The following is a 14278-nucleotide window of genomic DNA, read 5'->3' as shown; positions in this document are numbered from 1 at the left end:
TGTCACCGTATAACCATCTGTGTGAGAAAACATGAAAACGCCATCACGCTTAATGCCACCCTACCTACCAGAACAAGTACATTGGTGGAAAAAGGTACTGGCATGCAGTGTACTCGGGCTGATGCTCTACGTGCTTCTATCTGCAATCACCCGCCATCCCTGGATGTTAGCACTATTTGCCGCCTTGGCCGTAACCACGCTCTATTCAAACAAAAGACACAGGCAAAAGCTGATGGGCATGACAGAGGAACGAGCACATGAAGGGATTTGTACATTTGCAAGGTCATTCGACAGGAACCAGGTTGACACGTGGGTAATCCGAGCCGTTCATGATGAGCTTCAACAACAGGTAAAATTCCCGGAGGGTGCATGCCCCCTGAGAGCTTCGGACAGACTTGAAAAGGATCTAAAGATTGACCCCGACGATATTGAAGACTTAATTCCGGTTGTTGCTCAACGAGCAGGACGTAGCCTGGAACATACGGAAAGAAATCCGTTCTACAAAAAGATATCGACTGCCGGTGATGTTGTACTATTCATCAATGCACAGCCGCATATTATCCCTGAGGAAAGATTATGTCCAAACAGCCAACCATAATCATCACTGGTAACCGGATCAAAAAACCTACATTCATCGGTATCTTGGGTAGGCTCCTTCTGTTTGGCATTCTGATCTGTTTCTATGCAGGATGTGGCAAAAGCGAAGATTCTACTGCATCAATCTCGGTTACCCCTACAGTCGTTGCCAAGAATGACCACACGCTAGCACTGCTGCCCGATGGTAGTGTCAAGGCCTGGGGAAGTAATCAACTTGGACAACTGGGCAACGGCACTACTACTAACAGCACTATACCGGTGACCGTCACAGGGCTTGGCGGACCGGCAGTAGCTCTTGCCTCCGGAGAATTCCACTCGATAGCACTCTTGGCGGACGGTACGGTTAAGACATGGGGATATAACACCTTTGGACAGCTTGGAAACGGCAACAATACCAGTAGCAATATTCCGGTAGCTGTTACCGGATTGACTGGTAAAGTCACCGCTATTGCTGCCGGTGGTCTACACAGTATGGCACTTATGGAAGACGGGTCCATCATGGCCTGGGGAACCGCCATCAGCAACGGAACGCCTCATAGCAGTAACGTACCGGTACATGTAGCCGGGCTCAGTGGCAAAGCTGTTGCCATCTCTGCAGGCTTTGTTCATTCGGTTGCACTTATGTCCGATGGCAGCATCAATACATGGGGTGCAAACTACGCTGGCCAGCTCGGTAACAACAGCACTATTGACAGCAGCACACCGATCACTGTTGCAGGACTCGGCGGTACAGCCACCAAAATAGCAACCGGTTATTGTCACACGGTAGCCTTGCTGAGCGATGGTACGATTAGGACTTGGGGATACAACGGACAGGGTGCTCTTGGCAACGGCACATATCTTGACAGCTACGTGCCGGTCTCTGTTGCAGGTTTAGGTGGTGCGGCCACAGCCATTGCTGCAGGTGATTTCCATAGCATGGCGTTATTAAGCGACGGCACTGTCAGGACATGGGGCAACAATGCTAGCGGGCAACTCGGCAACGGCGCCACTATTAACAGCAGCTTACCAGTAACGGTTTCCGGTCTGGCCGGACCTGCCACCACTATCTCCGCTGGATGGTCACATAGCGCAGCTATTTCGGACAGTACGGTTAACATATGGGGAGACAACAGCTATGGGCAACTTGGAGACGGGACATCGATCTCAAGCCTTGTTCCGGTAAAAGCCTTAATAGACCTCATCCAGTCGGAGACTAAAGTGGCAGGCTACGTTATGTCAGGCGGTCAATCTGTCAAAATGCAGGCAGTAAAAAAACAGTCTCTCCATCTTGATTTTGCCGCTACCACCTCACACCTGTAAAGGCGCCCCATGGACAACAAGCCCATCTACCACGACAGCCTGGTGACCATAACCGCAGATGAGATTGTCTTTGCACAGTACTACTTTCCGCTGCATACTCCTAAGACCGTCCGCCTGACGGATATTGCCGCCATTACGGTCTGCAAGCCGACGCTCTGGAACGGCAAGTGGCGCCTGCACGGCACCGGCAACATCAAGACCTGGTTTCCGGCAGATTACAACCGGCCCAGGCGCGACAGGATCTTTATGGCCGACCTGAAGAGCCAGTGGGTCAAGATCGGCTTTACCGTGGAAGACGCCCCCCTGGTGGAGGCGATCTTCCGGCAGCACGGGCTGATCAAGGAGTAACGGACTAACAGGCTGTTGAAAAACGTTATGAGGAAGCACGGCTACAAGGCGCACGGCGCACAGCGACTGAGACATAACGTATAGTTAGGAGAAAGAGCGAGCACCGCGCAACGCCGTAGACGGGCTCCGCAGTAGTTTTTCAACAGCCTGCTAAACCAGGCAGCGCAGCCTGAAGAAATGAGCATGCCATGGATCGGGCAGAACCAGCAAGACCGGACCAGCAAGAACAGTGGGACAGACAGTTTAGCCGGTCTGACGCATTTTTTGGTGAGCAGCCGAGTGAGTTTGCCAGGGTCTCGCTTGAGCTGTTCCGGCAAAACGGCGTGCGCTCGCTGCTGGAGGTTGGGTGCGGCCAGGGCCGCGATACGGTTCTGTTTGCCGGGCAGGCGCTGACGGTGACCGCCCTTGATTATTCAGAAGCTGCGGTTGCGGGAGTTCGGAAAAAGGCGGCAGCTGCGGGCCTGCTTGCCCAGCTACACCCCTTCAGTCACGACGTGCGGGAGGCACTTCCGTTTGCCGACGAACAGTTCGACGCATGTTATTCCCACATGCTGCTGTGCATGGAGCTTTCCACGGCTGAGATCGCCTTTGTCCTGCGCGAGATGCATCGTGTTCTCAAACCGGGCGGATTGGCCCTGTATTCGGTCCGTAGCAACTTTGACAGGCATTACCGGGCAGGCACCCATTGGGGTGAAGATATCTACGAAATCGGTGGGTTTGCGGTCCAGTTCTTTACGGCTGAAAAGATCCGCCGGTTGTCCCGGGGCTATGAGCTTCTGCAGGTTAACCGCATGGAGGAGGGCAGTCTGCCCCGCGATCTGTTTTGCGTTACCATGCGAAAAGGGGCTGCCCCGCAGACCTGGGATCTGCCCCCCTGCGACGAGGATACGATCTGCGACCCGCTGGAGAGGTGCAAGGGCGCCCCGGAACTGCCTCCGGGGAGGACCTGAGGCGTGTAACCACGGGCTTCAGGTGAAGCCGCATGTACCCCTGTATGGGACGGTCCTTCAGCAGCATTGCCGGTGGCGGATACTTCCCCGATTTTCCGCAGCAGAGTGTCGGTTTTGGACGAATCCGGCAACGCGGCTGCAGGAGATGCAGACTGCTGGTCTGGCAAATAAGGCGGCTGTCGATATTCAGGCAAACTTCAGTCCCACCACCCCGGCGATGATCAGGCCGGCCGAGGCGATCCTGAGCATGCTGACGGCATCGCCAAAGGCCACGATCCCCACGACAAATGTACCCACCGCCCCAATGCCGGTCCAGACCGCATAGGCCGTTCCCATCGGTATGACCCGTTGCGCCTGCAACAGGAACGAGCCGCTGAGTATGATGCAGAGCACCGCAAAGCCGAGCCAGAGCGGCCGCGGGCCGTTTTCCGTCCAGCCGAGTTTGAGGCCGATCGGCCAGCCGATTTCAAGCAGTCCGGCAAGAACAAGATAGGTCCAGGCCATAGCATCCTCCCTCATAGCGTGCCTGCACGAGGCAGCGTGATTTTATCTATTTAGGGAACAACTGCGATAATTGCAAGCATGTATGATTTCATAAACCACGATACCCCAGTTACTGCATCAGTTCTCTCTCCCCCTTTCCAGCTGACTGATTTGACATCGTCCCACTCTCTGTTAGAAGTATATAATCCAATCTGCAGCAGCCATCCCACAACGCAGCGCTGAAAAAGGAGGATACCCATGGCATCTGTCCGGTTGAAGCTGTTGGCACTGTTGAGCGTCACCCTCTGTCTGGTTGCGGCTGTGGGCCAGGCAGCCGAGGCGCCGGGTTTTTCAAAGCTCCGCTACGAGTGTGAGAAGAAGGCGGCTGAATACACCTATAACCTTGATAAGGCCGGCGATCAGGAGATCTTTGCCCAGCATCTCAAGGAATGCCTGGAGGCGGCCCAGGCCGCCCCCCAGCCGCTGCAGGCCGCGGTTGCCCTGGCACAGGCAGAGAGTTGCGTTCCGCTCAATTTTGTCAATAACTCGGGGGAGGATATCTTTCTGGGGGTCTGGCTGGGCAAGGCCAACCGGGGCCAGGCTCCCGACAAAAGCAGCTTTCCGGACTGGAAACTTGAGGCCGGCAAGACCCGCAGCTGGTGCGCACCATTGACCTTTAACGGCCGGTTTGTTGCCAGGACCGGCTGCGAGGGCAACAAGTGCGCCGTGGGGGACTGTTGTCAGGATTCCGGCGGCAACGGTTGCGGCGACAATACCTGCACCACCGGCAATCAGCCGGCCTCGATGGCAGAATTTACCCTGAACGACAAGGATGGCAAGAGCTGGTACAACGTCAGTTACGTGGATGGCTATAACTTCCCGGTACAGATCACCCTGACCACCATTGCCAGCAGCAGCTGCACCAAGACGGTCGGCTGCAGCGCACTACCTGCCTGTCCCTGGACCAATCGCCCGGCCGGTGGTGTCTGCCTTGCTCCGTACAAGCTTTTTGAGGCCGACAACAAGGATTTCCTGAAAAGGCAGCAGTACTTTATCCTGGCAGCAAAATGCGCCAGCGACAGCACCTGCGGCTGCGGCAACCAGTGTAGCGACAAGGCACCCTGCCCGGATAAAAACCCCAGCACCGGCATCGCTTCTGCCGGCTGCTCACCGCTGGCCCTCAAGGCAGGGGATTACGGCAAATGGGGTGATAGCAAGGACAAGCAGGGCAAACCGGGCAAACCGGGCAAGCCGGTGGATAAGGCCGCCCAGAACCAGGTGGTCTGCATTGAGCAGGAGGACGGCTGCAAGTTTGTGTGGGATGCGACATCAAAACGCTATCCCGACACCATCAAGAACAGCGGCTGCAGCGGCGCCTACACCTGGCAGTATGATGACGCAGGCAGCCTGGGCAACTGCAAGGCAAACGAGATCAAGGGCTTTACGATCAGCTTCGGAAAACGGGCAGCAGGCACTATCCCGATCCAGCTGCCCAATTTCCTGCTGCATCCGACCGGCGGACTCAGCGGCACCTACAGCATCGACAGCGGCAGCGCGCACCCGTTCACCGGTCCTGATGCCGTGCCGCTGCGGGTCAAGGACGGCACCATCCTCACCCTGGTCAGAAACTGCAGCGGTGGCGGCAAGCTGACCTGCCTGATGACCTACAACAGCAAAACCAACTTCACCACCAACGACAAAACCTGTAAAAATCCGGTGGTGGGGGCCATTTCATGGAATGAGGCCAAGGACCGGCTGCATGATCTCAACCTTGGCATCCCGAACAAGGATGCCATCCAGAACGGCCGGGATGCCGAGGATAATCAGCCTTTTACCAATCTCTGCAAATAACCGGCAGACTCTTTTGGAGGACAGTATGAAATGTGTTACCTGTCTGGGAATTAAAATGGTGCTGCTGAGCTGCGCAAGCGCCGGCTGCCTGTTGCTCGGCGGCTGCGGCGGGGCCAGCTATGTCTGGTATCAGGCCGGCAGGGATCAGGCGGCATTCAAGCAGGATCACCTGCAGTGTGAGGAAGAGGCGGCCCTGTTTGCCAAGCATATGGACAAACGGGGTGACAAAGAGGTAATTTCTACCCGTATGAAGGACTGCATGGGGGTACGGGGCTACGTCAAGGTGCTGGAAGAGGATCTGCCGGCCGGCGCTGAAAAGCTCCAGTAAACGTGGCCAGGATCAAGCGGGCGGCGTACAGGCGACCCAGCCGATGGTCCCGCGCCGCCCGTGTGTATCGCTGCTGATGTCTGCGGCGCACTAAACCGTCTGCCGCCCTGCAGGCAGATCACCGCAAAAGGAGCCTGCCAGTCGCACACTGTTCGTGCATGATGATCTGGTTTTATCCCATGAAAAAATTTTTGGTACGCGTACTAGCCATGCCCGCCTGTGTCTGCCTTGGATCACCGGTCGATTCCTCACTGCCTGCCGCCTATACTGCGGTTGTGCATGCCGTGCATGAAATTGTGGTTACCGGCTGTGAAAACGAGAGCATCGCCATCAGCAAGATGAAGGAAAAACGAAAACAGCTGGGTAAAAAGACCGTGTTTTCAGAGATCTCACTTGAACCAAAGAGCATGGGAATTGTGCGCTACCATCCCACCCCTTTTGTGAGCGGCCACAATATCATGACCACGCCGGATGCCGACGGTGCCTATCCCGGCAAGGCGCTGGCAAAGGCGCAGCAGTTTCCTGACGGCCAGGGACTCTGGATACAGTACAGCGTCAAGGATGTGGTGAGCGGTGATAAGGTTCAGCGACACATGTACTGCGAAAAATACAAGCTCAACCTGTACTGCGGCTCGCTGCCGGCCAGCTATGATCTGCGCGCCCATATGACTGCCACCCTTACGCCATAAACTCCGTCAGGTAGCCCCGCACCTTCAGCGGCACCTTGCCCTGCTGCAGCTTCAGATTCCTGCGCTCCGGGATGGCCAGGGTGGTGAAGTAGCTGCGCCAGAGCTGTTGAAACTGTATCTCCTGCGGTGTGATCTCCGGCTGTGCATGCAGCTCCATCGGCAGCAGCAGCCACTCCTTCTTTTCAGCATCGTACAAAATCCCTTCGTTGTGACGCTGGTCATGGATCACCCACTGCTGATCACTGAACCGTTCGGCAAAATGGGCCCCGATCAGCAGCAGAATCCGATGATCCGGCGCGATGGCAGCGTAGTACAGCCCGCCCTGCAGCTGCTGAAACCTGACAAAACCCAGATAGCGGTGCGCCTCCCGCCCCACCTGCTGGGACAGCTTCCAGACCGGCGCCACGGCCGGATGGGCCAGCATCCCGTCAACCCTTTTGCCCTGTTCAGCCTCCAGCAGCAGATAGGTATAGATCAGCAGTTCCTGTTGGGGATGATCGGCCAGCAGACAATGCCGCAGCAGTTTCAGTGAGTGGCTGGAAAGGCGCCGGGTCAGACGCTGCCAGAACGCCTCTGCCACGGCCTGATCCGTGGCAATATAGATCTCGCTGCTGAACAGGCTCTGCTGATCAGGCGGGGTGGCACTGATCCGCTCTACAACAACCCGTTCCGCCAGCAGCCGGGCATAGAGGCTCAGCAGCCCGGCCAGGGTGCCGTCATAGCAATAACAACCGGACATTACAGCTCACCCGTAATCAGGCTGGCGGTTTCATCACGTACCGGCTGCTCCAGGGCCAGGCTCAACTGGACCGGACGCTTCTGCAGTGGTCTGTCCAGCAGCCTGCTGCGCAGGCCGTTACTATCAAGCCCCGCGTCTCCGGCATAGCGGCCACGGGCGGTGACAAAGTAGCGGGCACGTTTCATGACAACCCCCAGGCTGGCCAGATCGTCAGTCCCCAGATGCCCCTGCCGCCGGGCCCGGATGATCCGCTGGGCCGAGCGGACCCCGATCCCCGGCACCCGCAGCAGCTCTTCATAGCCGGCACGGTTGATCTCCAGCGGAAACAGCTCCAGGTGGCGCAGGGCCCAGCCGGTCTTGGGATCAAGCTCGCTGTCCAGGTTGGGGGAGGCCTCATCCAGCAGCTCATGGGCCGCGAAGCCGTAGTAGCGCAGCAGCCAGTCGGCCTGGTACAGGCGATGTTCACGCCTGAGCGGCGCCTCGGGCCGGGCCGGCAGACGGGTGTCGGCCACGGTGGGGATAAAGGCGGAATAGTAGACCCGCTTCAGCTCCAGCCGCTGGTAGAGCTGTTCCGACAGGGTCACGATCTGACGGTCAGATTCACCCGTGGCCCCCACAATCAACTGGGTACTCTGGCCGGCCGGAGCAAAACGGGCAACCTTGCGGGACTGCTTCCGTTCGGCCCGGTTGGCAGTGATCAGGCTGCTGACCTGACGCATCGGCCCCACCACGCTATCACGGCTCTTGTCAGGTGCCAGCAGCTGCAGGCTTTCACGGGTCGGCAGCTCCAGATTGACGCTGACCCGGTCTGCCCAGAGTCCGGCCTGCTGCACCAGCAGCGGATCAGCACCCGGCACCAGCTTGAGATGGATATAGCCGTTAAAGCGGTACTGTTCCCGCAGGGTACGCACCGCCTGAATCAGCAGCTCCATGGTGTAGTCGGCGGAGCGCACCACGCCGGTACTAAGGAACAGCCCCTCAATGTAGTTGCGGCGGTAAAAGCCGATGGTCAGCTCTGCCACCTCAGCCGGAGAAAGCGCCACCCGTTGCACATCATTGCTGCGGCGGTTGACGCAGTAAGCGCAGTCGTAGATGCAGCGGTTGGTCATCAGGATCTTGAGCAAGGAGACACAGCGGCCGTCACTGGTCCAGCTGTGGCAGATGCCGCAGGAGGCAGCTGAACCGACCCCGCCGCTGTTGCTGCGGGAACTGCCGCTGGAAGAACAGGAAACATCGTATTTTGCCCCGTCTGCCAGTATTTTCAGCCGGTCCATCAGATCAGTCGCCACGGAAGCTCTCCTGAAAATTCATGCCGCTGAGTATAGCACAGGGCTGTGACAGGATAGGTCATTCTGAAGCCGATCCACTCCAACCTAACCAGGACGACGATTCAGGTTTGTTGCCGCAGCGGCTTTAGGATATGGTAAATAAAACAGCTCAAGGACTGGACAGGCTGCAACATAGTGATAAAAATAGGACGATACACACTTGTTTTGTTCATGACAGCAACCTCACCGCCTGACTGTTAATCGCTGACAAGGGGCCGTTACGCTGATGGAACAACTACAGATGAATGAAGAGAAACTGCGGATCTTTGTCGAATATGCGCCGGCGGCCCTGGCCATGTTTGACCGGGAGATGCGCTATCTGTACGCAAGCCGCCGCTGGCTGACTGATTATCAGCTGGAACAGCAGGATCTACACGGCCTGTCGCACTATGATGTCTTCCCCGAGATCCCGCAACGCTGGAAAGAGCTGCATCGCCGCGCCATGGCGGGGGAAGTCCTGTCTGCCGATGAAGACCGCTTTGTGCGTGCCAACGGTTCAGTGCAGTGGCTGCGCTGGGAGATCCGGCCCTGGTTCGCCAATAATGACGAGATTGGCGGCATCGTCATCTTTTCCGAGGATATCACCAAGTTCAAGCAGGCTGAATCTGCCCTGCGGCGTTACGAACTGCTCTCCAAGTACAGCCGCGACATCGCCCTGTTTATCCGGCGGGAGGATGGCCGGATCCTGGAGGCAAATGATGCCGCCGTCAGGACCTACGGCTACAGCCACGCTGAACTGTTGAACATGACGATCTGTGACCTCAGGATACCGGATTGTGCCGCTTCGGCCTCTGCCCAGATGGATGAAGCGGACAAGCGGGGAATCCTCTTTGAGACCATACACCGCACCAAAGCAGGCAGGGCATTTCCGGTGGAGGTCAGCTCCTGCGGTGTTGATGTCGGTGATGACCGGATCCTGCTCAGCCTGGTCCGGGAAATCAGCAAGCGCAAGGAAGACGAAGCGGAGCTGAGAAAAAATGCCGAAGTTGAGCATGCCCGTCTGGCCGAGCTGGAGGCGTTGATGCAGGCGGTTCCGGCTGCCGTCCTGATCAGCCATGATCCGCTCTGCCGGGTCATCACCGGCAACCACGCCGCCTATGAGCTGCTGCGGATGGAATACGGCAGCAACACCTCCAAGAGCACCCCCGGTACCCGGACCGATCATTTCAGGGTGCTGCACAAGGGCCGGGAGCTGTCCGCTGACGAACTACCGCTGCAACGGACAGTGGCAACCGCGATGCCGGTCTACGGTTTTGAAGAAGAAATCACCTTTGACAACGGTGACTGCGTCACGATCTACGGCAATGCCGTGCCGTTAATGGATGCAAACGGCAGCATCAGCGGGGCGGTGGCCGCATTTGTCGACATCGGCCAGCTGGTGCAGGCCCAGGAAGAGGCCAGACAGGCCATATTGGCTGCCGAGGCTGCCAACCGGGCCAAGAGCGCATTTCTGGCCAACATGAGCCATGAAATCCGCACCCCCCTCAACGGCATCATCGGCACGGCCCAGCTCCTTGAGTTTACCCGCCTGACCGGTGAGCAGAAAGACTATCTGGCCGACATCAAATCATCCTCCACCACGTTGCTGTCGCTGCTGAATGATCTGCTTGATCTCTCCAAGATCGAAGCCGGCAAGGTCACGCTTGAATCCTTGGACTTCAGGCTGCGGGAAAGCATTGATGGGGTTGTCAACTCACTGAAATCGCTACTGCAGTCCAAAGGCCTGCTGATTGAGGTGCAGATCCCGGACAGTGTGCCGGATTGCCTGAAAGGCGACCAGACCCGTTTCAAGCAGATTCTGCTCAACCTGCTTGGCAATGCGGTCAAATTTACGGAGTCAGGAAAAATCTCACTCTCTGTCGCCCTCAAGGAACAGCATGACCAGCAGCTGCTGCTTGAGATCGATGTCACGGACTCCGGCATCGGGATCTCTCCCCAGATGCTTGAGATGATTTTTGAACCGTTCACCCAGGCAGAAACCTCCCTGACCAAAAAATACGGCGGCACCGGCCTGGGCCTGGCGATCTGCAAAAGACTGGTCAGCATGATGGGCGGGCAGTTGTGGGCCGAGAGCGTTGAAGGCGTCGGCAGCACCTTCCATCTGATCGCACCGTTTTCCGTCTGTACCCGGCAAGGTGCCGAATGTCCCCTTGCCGTTCCTGTCCCGGCCTCAACGGAATGGGATGGCCCGCAGCTGCGCATCCTGCTTGCCGATGACCATGAGATCAACCTGAAGTTCACCAGCAAGCTGCTTGAAAAATCAGGCCACACGGTCATCCAGGCCCATGACGGCCAGGAGGCCCTGCAGCTGTGGGAACAGCAGGACTTTGATCTGATTCTGATGGACGTCAGCATGCCGGTCGTAAGCGGCATCGAGGCGGTCGGGGTGATCAGGGAAAAGGAACGGGAAACAAACAGGCATACACCGGTCATTGCCTTGACCGGGCATGCCTCTGTGCAGATCAGGGAACAGGTGCTCCAGCAGGGATTTGACGGTTGCCTGATCAAACCGATACCCTTTGAGGCGCTATTGCAGGAGATCAGGCAGCATCTTCCGGGCTGCTGACAGCTCTAATCGGTTAGGGAGGGACATGACCATGAAACTTTTTTCAGCGTACACACTGGGGGCCGTCAAGCTGCAGAACCGGATCGTCATGGCGCCCATGACCCGTTCGCGGGCTACGGACAATCTGCCCAACAGCCTGATGGCAGACTATTACGGCCAACGCTCGGATGCCGGCCTGATCATCACCGAAGGGACCTCACCATCCCCCAACGGGCTCGGCTATGCCCGGATCCCCGGCGCCTTTTCCCCGCAGCAGACCGCGGGCTGGCAACAGGTTGCCGCCAGGGTCCATGACGGTGGTGCCCGGATCTTCATGCAGCTGATGCATTGCGGCCGGGTGGGCAGCAGGCTCAATCTGCCGCCAGGTGCAGAGCTGGTGGCGCCGTCGGCAATTGCCCTCGGCAACAAGATCTGGACCGACAGCCAGGGCGAGCAGCCCTATGATCTGCCGCGGGAGATGAGCCTGCATCAGATCGAACAGACCATTGCCGAGTACGTGCTGGCAGCTAAAAATGCCCTGGCAGCGGGCTTTGACGGCGTTGAGGTACACGGCGCCAACGGTTATCTGATCAACCAGTTCCTTGATCCCGGCTCCAATCAGCGCCGTGATGAGTATGGCGGCGATGCTGCGTGCCGTAACCGCTTTGCGCTGGATGTCACTGCTGCGGTGATCTCCGAAATCGGGGCTGAACGGGTTGGTATCCGGCTTTCGCCCTATGGGGTCTTCAACGAGATGAGCGGTGCCTACGACGGCATTGCCGACCAGTACACCGCACTGGCAGCGGCGGCCGGCGGGTTGGAGCTGGCTTACCTGCACCTGGTGGATCACTCTGCCATGGGGGCACCCAAGCCTGAACCGGCCACGGTGCAGGCCATGTGTCAGGCCTTCCGTGCTGCCGGTGGCGCTGGCGTGATCCTCTCCGGCGGCTACGACGGCACACGGGCCGAGGCTGACCTGCAGAGCGGCGCAGCAGATCTGGTTGCCTTTGGACGCCCCTTCATCGCCAACCCGGACCTGGTGGCCCGGATCAAGGCCGGCTACCCGCTGGCGCTGCCGGACCAGACAACCTTTTATTCACCGGGCCCGGTCGGCTATAGCGACTATCCTGCCATGCCGTAAGTGGTACCTGATGACGCATACAGTGGTTGTGCACCACGGCTTTGATATTCGCTGCCAACCTGACCAGCCAGGGCTGATCCCTACCGCCTCTTGAAAAAATAGGCCGTGATGAGGTACCCAGACATGCAACCACGTTCCATCAGCAAGGTATTTAAAAGCGTTCCCACCATAGAGGGGGCCGGCGTCCACCTCAAGCGGGCCTTTGGTTACCACCAGCTGCCGCTGTTCGACCCGTTCCTGATGCTGGACGATTTCCACACCAGCAACCCGGACGAGTATCTGGCAGGCTTTCCCTGGCACCCCCACCGCGGGATCGAGACCATCACCTACATCCTTGAGGGGCGGGTGGAACATGGCGACAGCATGGGCAACAGCGGGGTGATCGGGGCCGGCGACGTACAATGGATGACCGCCGGCAGCGGCGTCATCCACCAGGAGATGCCCAAACTGAGTCCCAGCGGCACCATGTGGGGCTTCCAGTTCTGGACCAACCTGCCGGCCAGCCAAAAGATGATCGCCCCCCGCTACCGCGATGTCCCGGCTGCCACCATCCCCGAGGTAACCCTGGAGCATGGTGCCTCAATCAAGGTGATCGCAGGAAAGGTGGCCGGTGTGCAGGGACCGGTACAGGATATCCTGGCCGACCCGGAACTGCTGGATATACGCCTGCCGCCGGGTGCGATCTTTGAACATGCCGTAACCGACGGCTACACCGTGGTGGCCTACCTGCTCAGCGGCCAGGGCTATTTTGATCAGGGGCGCGATCCCTATGCCTACGACTATGCCGGTACAGGCTGGCTGGATCTGGAGCGGGACTGCTGCTTTGGTCCCGAGACAACCATACTGTATGAGCACCAAGGGGAGGGTATCCGGGTGGTTGCCGGTGAGCAGGGGGTGCGCTTCCTGCTGCTGGTCGGACAGCCGCTGGGGGAACCGATTGCCTGGCAGGGGCCGATTGTGATGAACAGCCGCGAAGAGCTGCGGATCGCCTTTGAGGAGTACCATAACGGCAACTTTGTGAAGTAGCGCAGGCCGCTGTTGCGCAGAGAGCTACGGGCGTCCGGAATCAGACGCCCGTAGCTTTTTGTGGCTCAGCAATACGCGATCGGCGGGTACGGCTAACAACGGATGCGGGGCTGCGGTGCGGTTTTATTCCTGATCCGGCTGGTATGCCAGCAGATCACCGGGCTGACAGTCCAGATAGCGGCAGATCGCCTCCAGCGTGGCAAAGCGCACCCCTTTGACCTTGCCGCTCTTCAGGAGTGACAGGTTTGCTTCGGTAATGCCGATCTGTTCGGCCAGATCCTTTGATTTGACCTTGCGTTTAGCAAGCATGATATCCAGGTTGACGACAATCGACATGCCTGCCCCTTACACGATCTGACTGTTTTCATCATGAAGCCGGTAGGCCTCATCCATCACCATCCCCAGCATCTGCACGGCACAGCCGACAATCAGCAGATACAGGTCAGCGGTACTCAGACCAACCGAGATTGCCACCTTGCCCTGCACCGCAAACGACAGCAGGGCTGACAACAGTGAGGTATAGAGCGCGTTCGCCCCGCCCAGCAGCAGCAACCCCCTGCCAAAGCGTCGATACAGGACACCGGTCTCCAGCCTGAAGATCTCGCCCCTGCCATAGGCCCTGCAGATGCGATACAGCGCGGCAAGTGCGTAATAGGCCGCAGCCAGCGGAATCAGCTCTACCACAAAACAGGCCAGCCGGATAGCGGGTGTCACACTGCTGCCACCAACCTGGGCTGCCAGTGTCGGCGGCAGCCAGGCCACCAGGTTTGCGGCAGTCCAACGCAGCACGGCGATCAGCAGCGTCAGCAGCCAGAGCGCTATAATCGTCCACTGCAGGGTACGGCTTGTTGTGGTCAGGCCAGCTTGTCTCATCGTCATCCCACCCCAAAAATAATTATTGCAATACGATAATTTATTATTGTACTACTTATAACAACACAAGGCTTGATT

Annotated in this window: 15 protein-coding genes; 10 read left to right on the top strand and 5 right to left on the bottom strand. The window is 58.1% G+C overall.

Annotated features, from left to right (window positions below):
• Nucleotides 1-31 precede the first annotated feature (31 nt).
• From FY034_RS00590 to FY034_RS00575, 4 genes are all read left to right on the top strand, one after another.
• Nucleotides 32-598: a hypothetical protein gene (locus tag FY034_RS00590; protein ID WP_265552977.1), complete on the top strand. Its 567-nt coding sequence runs from the start codon at nucleotides 32-34 to the stop codon at nucleotides 596-598.
• Complete coding sequence (locus FY034_RS00585) at nucleotides 577-1899, top strand: RCC1 domain-containing protein (RefSeq protein WP_265552975.1); 1323 nt, start codon at nucleotides 577-579, stop codon at nucleotides 1897-1899. The genes FY034_RS00590 and FY034_RS00585 overlap by 22 nt, the downstream gene beginning before the upstream one ends.
• A gap of 9 nt (nucleotides 1900-1908) precedes the next feature.
• Nucleotides 1909-2247, top strand: coding sequence for a hypothetical protein (locus tag FY034_RS00580; protein ID WP_265552973.1), 339 nt, complete (start codon nucleotides 1909-1911; stop codon nucleotides 2245-2247).
• A 188-nt stretch (nucleotides 2248-2435) separates the two neighbouring features.
• Complete coding sequence (locus FY034_RS00575; RefSeq protein ID WP_265552971.1) at nucleotides 2436-3197, top strand: methyltransferase domain-containing selenoprotein MduS; 762 nt, start codon at nucleotides 2436-2438, stop codon at nucleotides 3195-3197.
• 186 nt (nucleotides 3198-3383) lie between these two features.
• Here the strand turns inward: FY034_RS00575 and FY034_RS00570 are convergent, their stop codons facing one another.
• Complete coding sequence (locus FY034_RS00570; RefSeq protein WP_265552970.1) at nucleotides 3384-3701, bottom strand: DMT family transporter; 318 nt, start codon at nucleotides 3699-3701, stop codon at nucleotides 3384-3386.
• Between the two features lie 237 nt (nucleotides 3702-3938).
• Between FY034_RS00570 and FY034_RS00565 the strand changes: the two genes are divergently transcribed.
• The 3 genes from FY034_RS00565 to FY034_RS00555 all read left to right on the top strand — a co-directional run bounded on the left by FY034_RS00565 (nucleotide 3939) and on the right by FY034_RS00555 (nucleotide 6548).
• Nucleotides 3939-5531, top strand: coding sequence for a thaumatin family protein (locus tag FY034_RS00565; RefSeq protein WP_265552969.1), 1593 nt, complete (start codon nucleotides 3939-3941; stop codon nucleotides 5529-5531).
• 25 nt (nucleotides 5532-5556) lie between these two features.
• The gene (locus tag FY034_RS00560; RefSeq protein ID WP_265552967.1) at nucleotides 5557-5859 is read left to right on the top strand and encodes a hypothetical protein; all 303 of its coding nucleotides are present in this window, start codon (nucleotides 5557-5559) and stop codon (nucleotides 5857-5859) included.
• Between the two features lie 179 nt (nucleotides 5860-6038).
• Nucleotides 6039-6548, top strand: a complete 510-nt coding sequence (locus tag FY034_RS00555; protein ID WP_265552965.1) for a hypothetical protein — start codon at nucleotides 6039-6041, stop codon at nucleotides 6546-6548.
• Here FY034_RS00555 and FY034_RS00550 read toward each other — a convergent pair.
• Together FY034_RS00550 and FY034_RS00545 are read right to left on the bottom strand one after the other, a co-directional pair.
• On the bottom strand, nucleotides 6538-7287 hold the full coding sequence (locus FY034_RS00550; protein ID WP_265552963.1) for a TIGR03915 family putative DNA repair protein: 750 nt from the start codon (nucleotides 7285-7287) through the stop codon (nucleotides 6538-6540). The genes FY034_RS00555 and FY034_RS00550 overlap by 11 nt on opposite strands.
• On the bottom strand, nucleotides 7287-8561 hold the full coding sequence (locus tag FY034_RS00545) for a putative DNA modification/repair radical SAM protein (protein ID WP_416222774.1): 1275 nt from the start codon (nucleotides 8559-8561) through the stop codon (nucleotides 7287-7289). The genes FY034_RS00550 and FY034_RS00545 overlap by 1 nt, the downstream gene beginning before the upstream one ends.
• A 280-nt stretch (nucleotides 8562-8841) precedes the next feature.
• Here FY034_RS00545 and FY034_RS00540 point away from each other — a divergent pair, with 280 nt between their 5' ends.
• From FY034_RS00540 to FY034_RS00530, 3 genes are all read left to right on the top strand, one after another.
• A complete protein-coding gene (locus FY034_RS00540) occupies nucleotides 8842-11181 on the top strand; it encodes a PAS domain S-box protein (RefSeq protein ID WP_265552959.1) in 2340 nt (779 codons plus the stop codon).
• A 31-nt stretch (nucleotides 11182-11212) separates the two neighbouring features.
• Nucleotides 11213-12301: an alkene reductase gene (locus FY034_RS00535; RefSeq protein ID WP_265552957.1), complete on the top strand. Its 1089-nt coding sequence runs from the start codon at nucleotides 11213-11215 to the stop codon at nucleotides 12299-12301.
• Between the two features lie 123 nt (nucleotides 12302-12424).
• Entirely contained in the window at nucleotides 12425-13327 is a 903-nt protein-coding gene (locus FY034_RS00530) for a pirin family protein (protein WP_265552955.1), read from the top strand.
• A gap of 123 nt (nucleotides 13328-13450) precedes the next feature.
• Here FY034_RS00530 and FY034_RS00525 read toward each other — a convergent pair whose 3' ends face one another.
• Nucleotides 13451-13663: a helix-turn-helix domain-containing protein gene (locus FY034_RS00525; protein ID WP_265552952.1), complete on the bottom strand. Its 213-nt coding sequence runs from the start codon at nucleotides 13661-13663 to the stop codon at nucleotides 13451-13453.
• 9 nt (nucleotides 13664-13672) lie between these two features.
• A complete protein-coding gene (locus FY034_RS00520; RefSeq protein WP_265552951.1) occupies nucleotides 13673-14200 on the bottom strand; it encodes a DUF2975 domain-containing protein in 528 nt (175 codons plus the stop codon).
• Between the last annotated feature and the right edge of the window lie 78 nt (nucleotides 14201-14278).

The sequence above is a fragment of the Trichlorobacter lovleyi genome, assembly GCF_015239775.1.
GTDB lineage: Bacteria > Desulfobacterota > Desulfuromonadia > Geobacterales > Pseudopelobacteraceae > Trichlorobacter > Trichlorobacter lovleyi_B.
The sequence above is the reverse complement of the archived record's forward strand: the minus strand, read 5'-3'. Positions and strand labels throughout refer to the sequence as shown.

Bases quoted from the DNA above. Each gene is read 5' to 3' on its own strand.
- FY034_RS00520 (WP_265552951.1), bottom strand. From the start codon at position 14,200: ATGAGACAAGCTGGCCTGACCACAACAAGCCGTACCCTGCAGTGGACG.
- FY034_RS00570 (WP_265552970.1), bottom strand. From the start codon at position 3,701: ATGGCCTGGACCTATCTTGTTCTTGCCGGACTGCTTGAAATCGGCTGG.
- FY034_RS00540 (WP_265552959.1), top strand. From the start codon at position 8,842: ATGGAACAACTACAGATGAATGAAGAGAAACTGCGGATCTTTGTCGAA.
- FY034_RS00590 (WP_265552977.1), top strand. From the start codon at position 32: ATGAAAACGCCATCACGCTTAATGCCACCCTACCTACCAGAACAAGTA.
- FY034_RS00575 (WP_265552971.1), top strand. From the start codon at position 2,436: ATGGATCGGGCAGAACCAGCAAGACCGGACCAGCAAGAACAGTGGGAC.
- FY034_RS00550 (WP_265552963.1), bottom strand. From the start codon at position 7,287: ATGTCCGGTTGTTATTGCTATGACGGCACCCTGGCCGGGCTGCTGAGC.
- FY034_RS00525 (WP_265552952.1), bottom strand. From the start codon at position 13,663: ATGTCGATTGTCGTCAACCTGGATATCATGCTTGCTAAACGCAAGGTC.
- FY034_RS00580 (WP_265552973.1), top strand. From the start codon at position 1,909: ATGGACAACAAGCCCATCTACCACGACAGCCTGGTGACCATAACCGCA.
- FY034_RS00530 (WP_265552955.1), top strand. From the start codon at position 12,425: ATGCAACCACGTTCCATCAGCAAGGTATTTAAAAGCGTTCCCACCATA.
- FY034_RS00585 (WP_265552975.1), top strand. From the start codon at position 577: ATGTCCAAACAGCCAACCATAATCATCACTGGTAACCGGATCAAAAAA.
- FY034_RS00565 (WP_265552969.1), top strand. From the start codon at position 3,939: ATGGCATCTGTCCGGTTGAAGCTGTTGGCACTGTTGAGCGTCACCCTC.
- FY034_RS00555 (WP_265552965.1), top strand. From the start codon at position 6,039: ATGAAAAAATTTTTGGTACGCGTACTAGCCATGCCCGCCTGTGTCTGC.
- FY034_RS00560 (WP_265552967.1), top strand. From the start codon at position 5,557: ATGAAATGTGTTACCTGTCTGGGAATTAAAATGGTGCTGCTGAGCTGC.
- FY034_RS00535 (WP_265552957.1), top strand. From the start codon at position 11,213: ATGAAACTTTTTTCAGCGTACACACTGGGGGCCGTCAAGCTGCAGAAC.
- FY034_RS00545 (WP_416222774.1), bottom strand. From the start codon at position 8,561: ATGGACCGGCTGAAAATACTGGCAGACGGGGCAAAATACGATGTTTCC.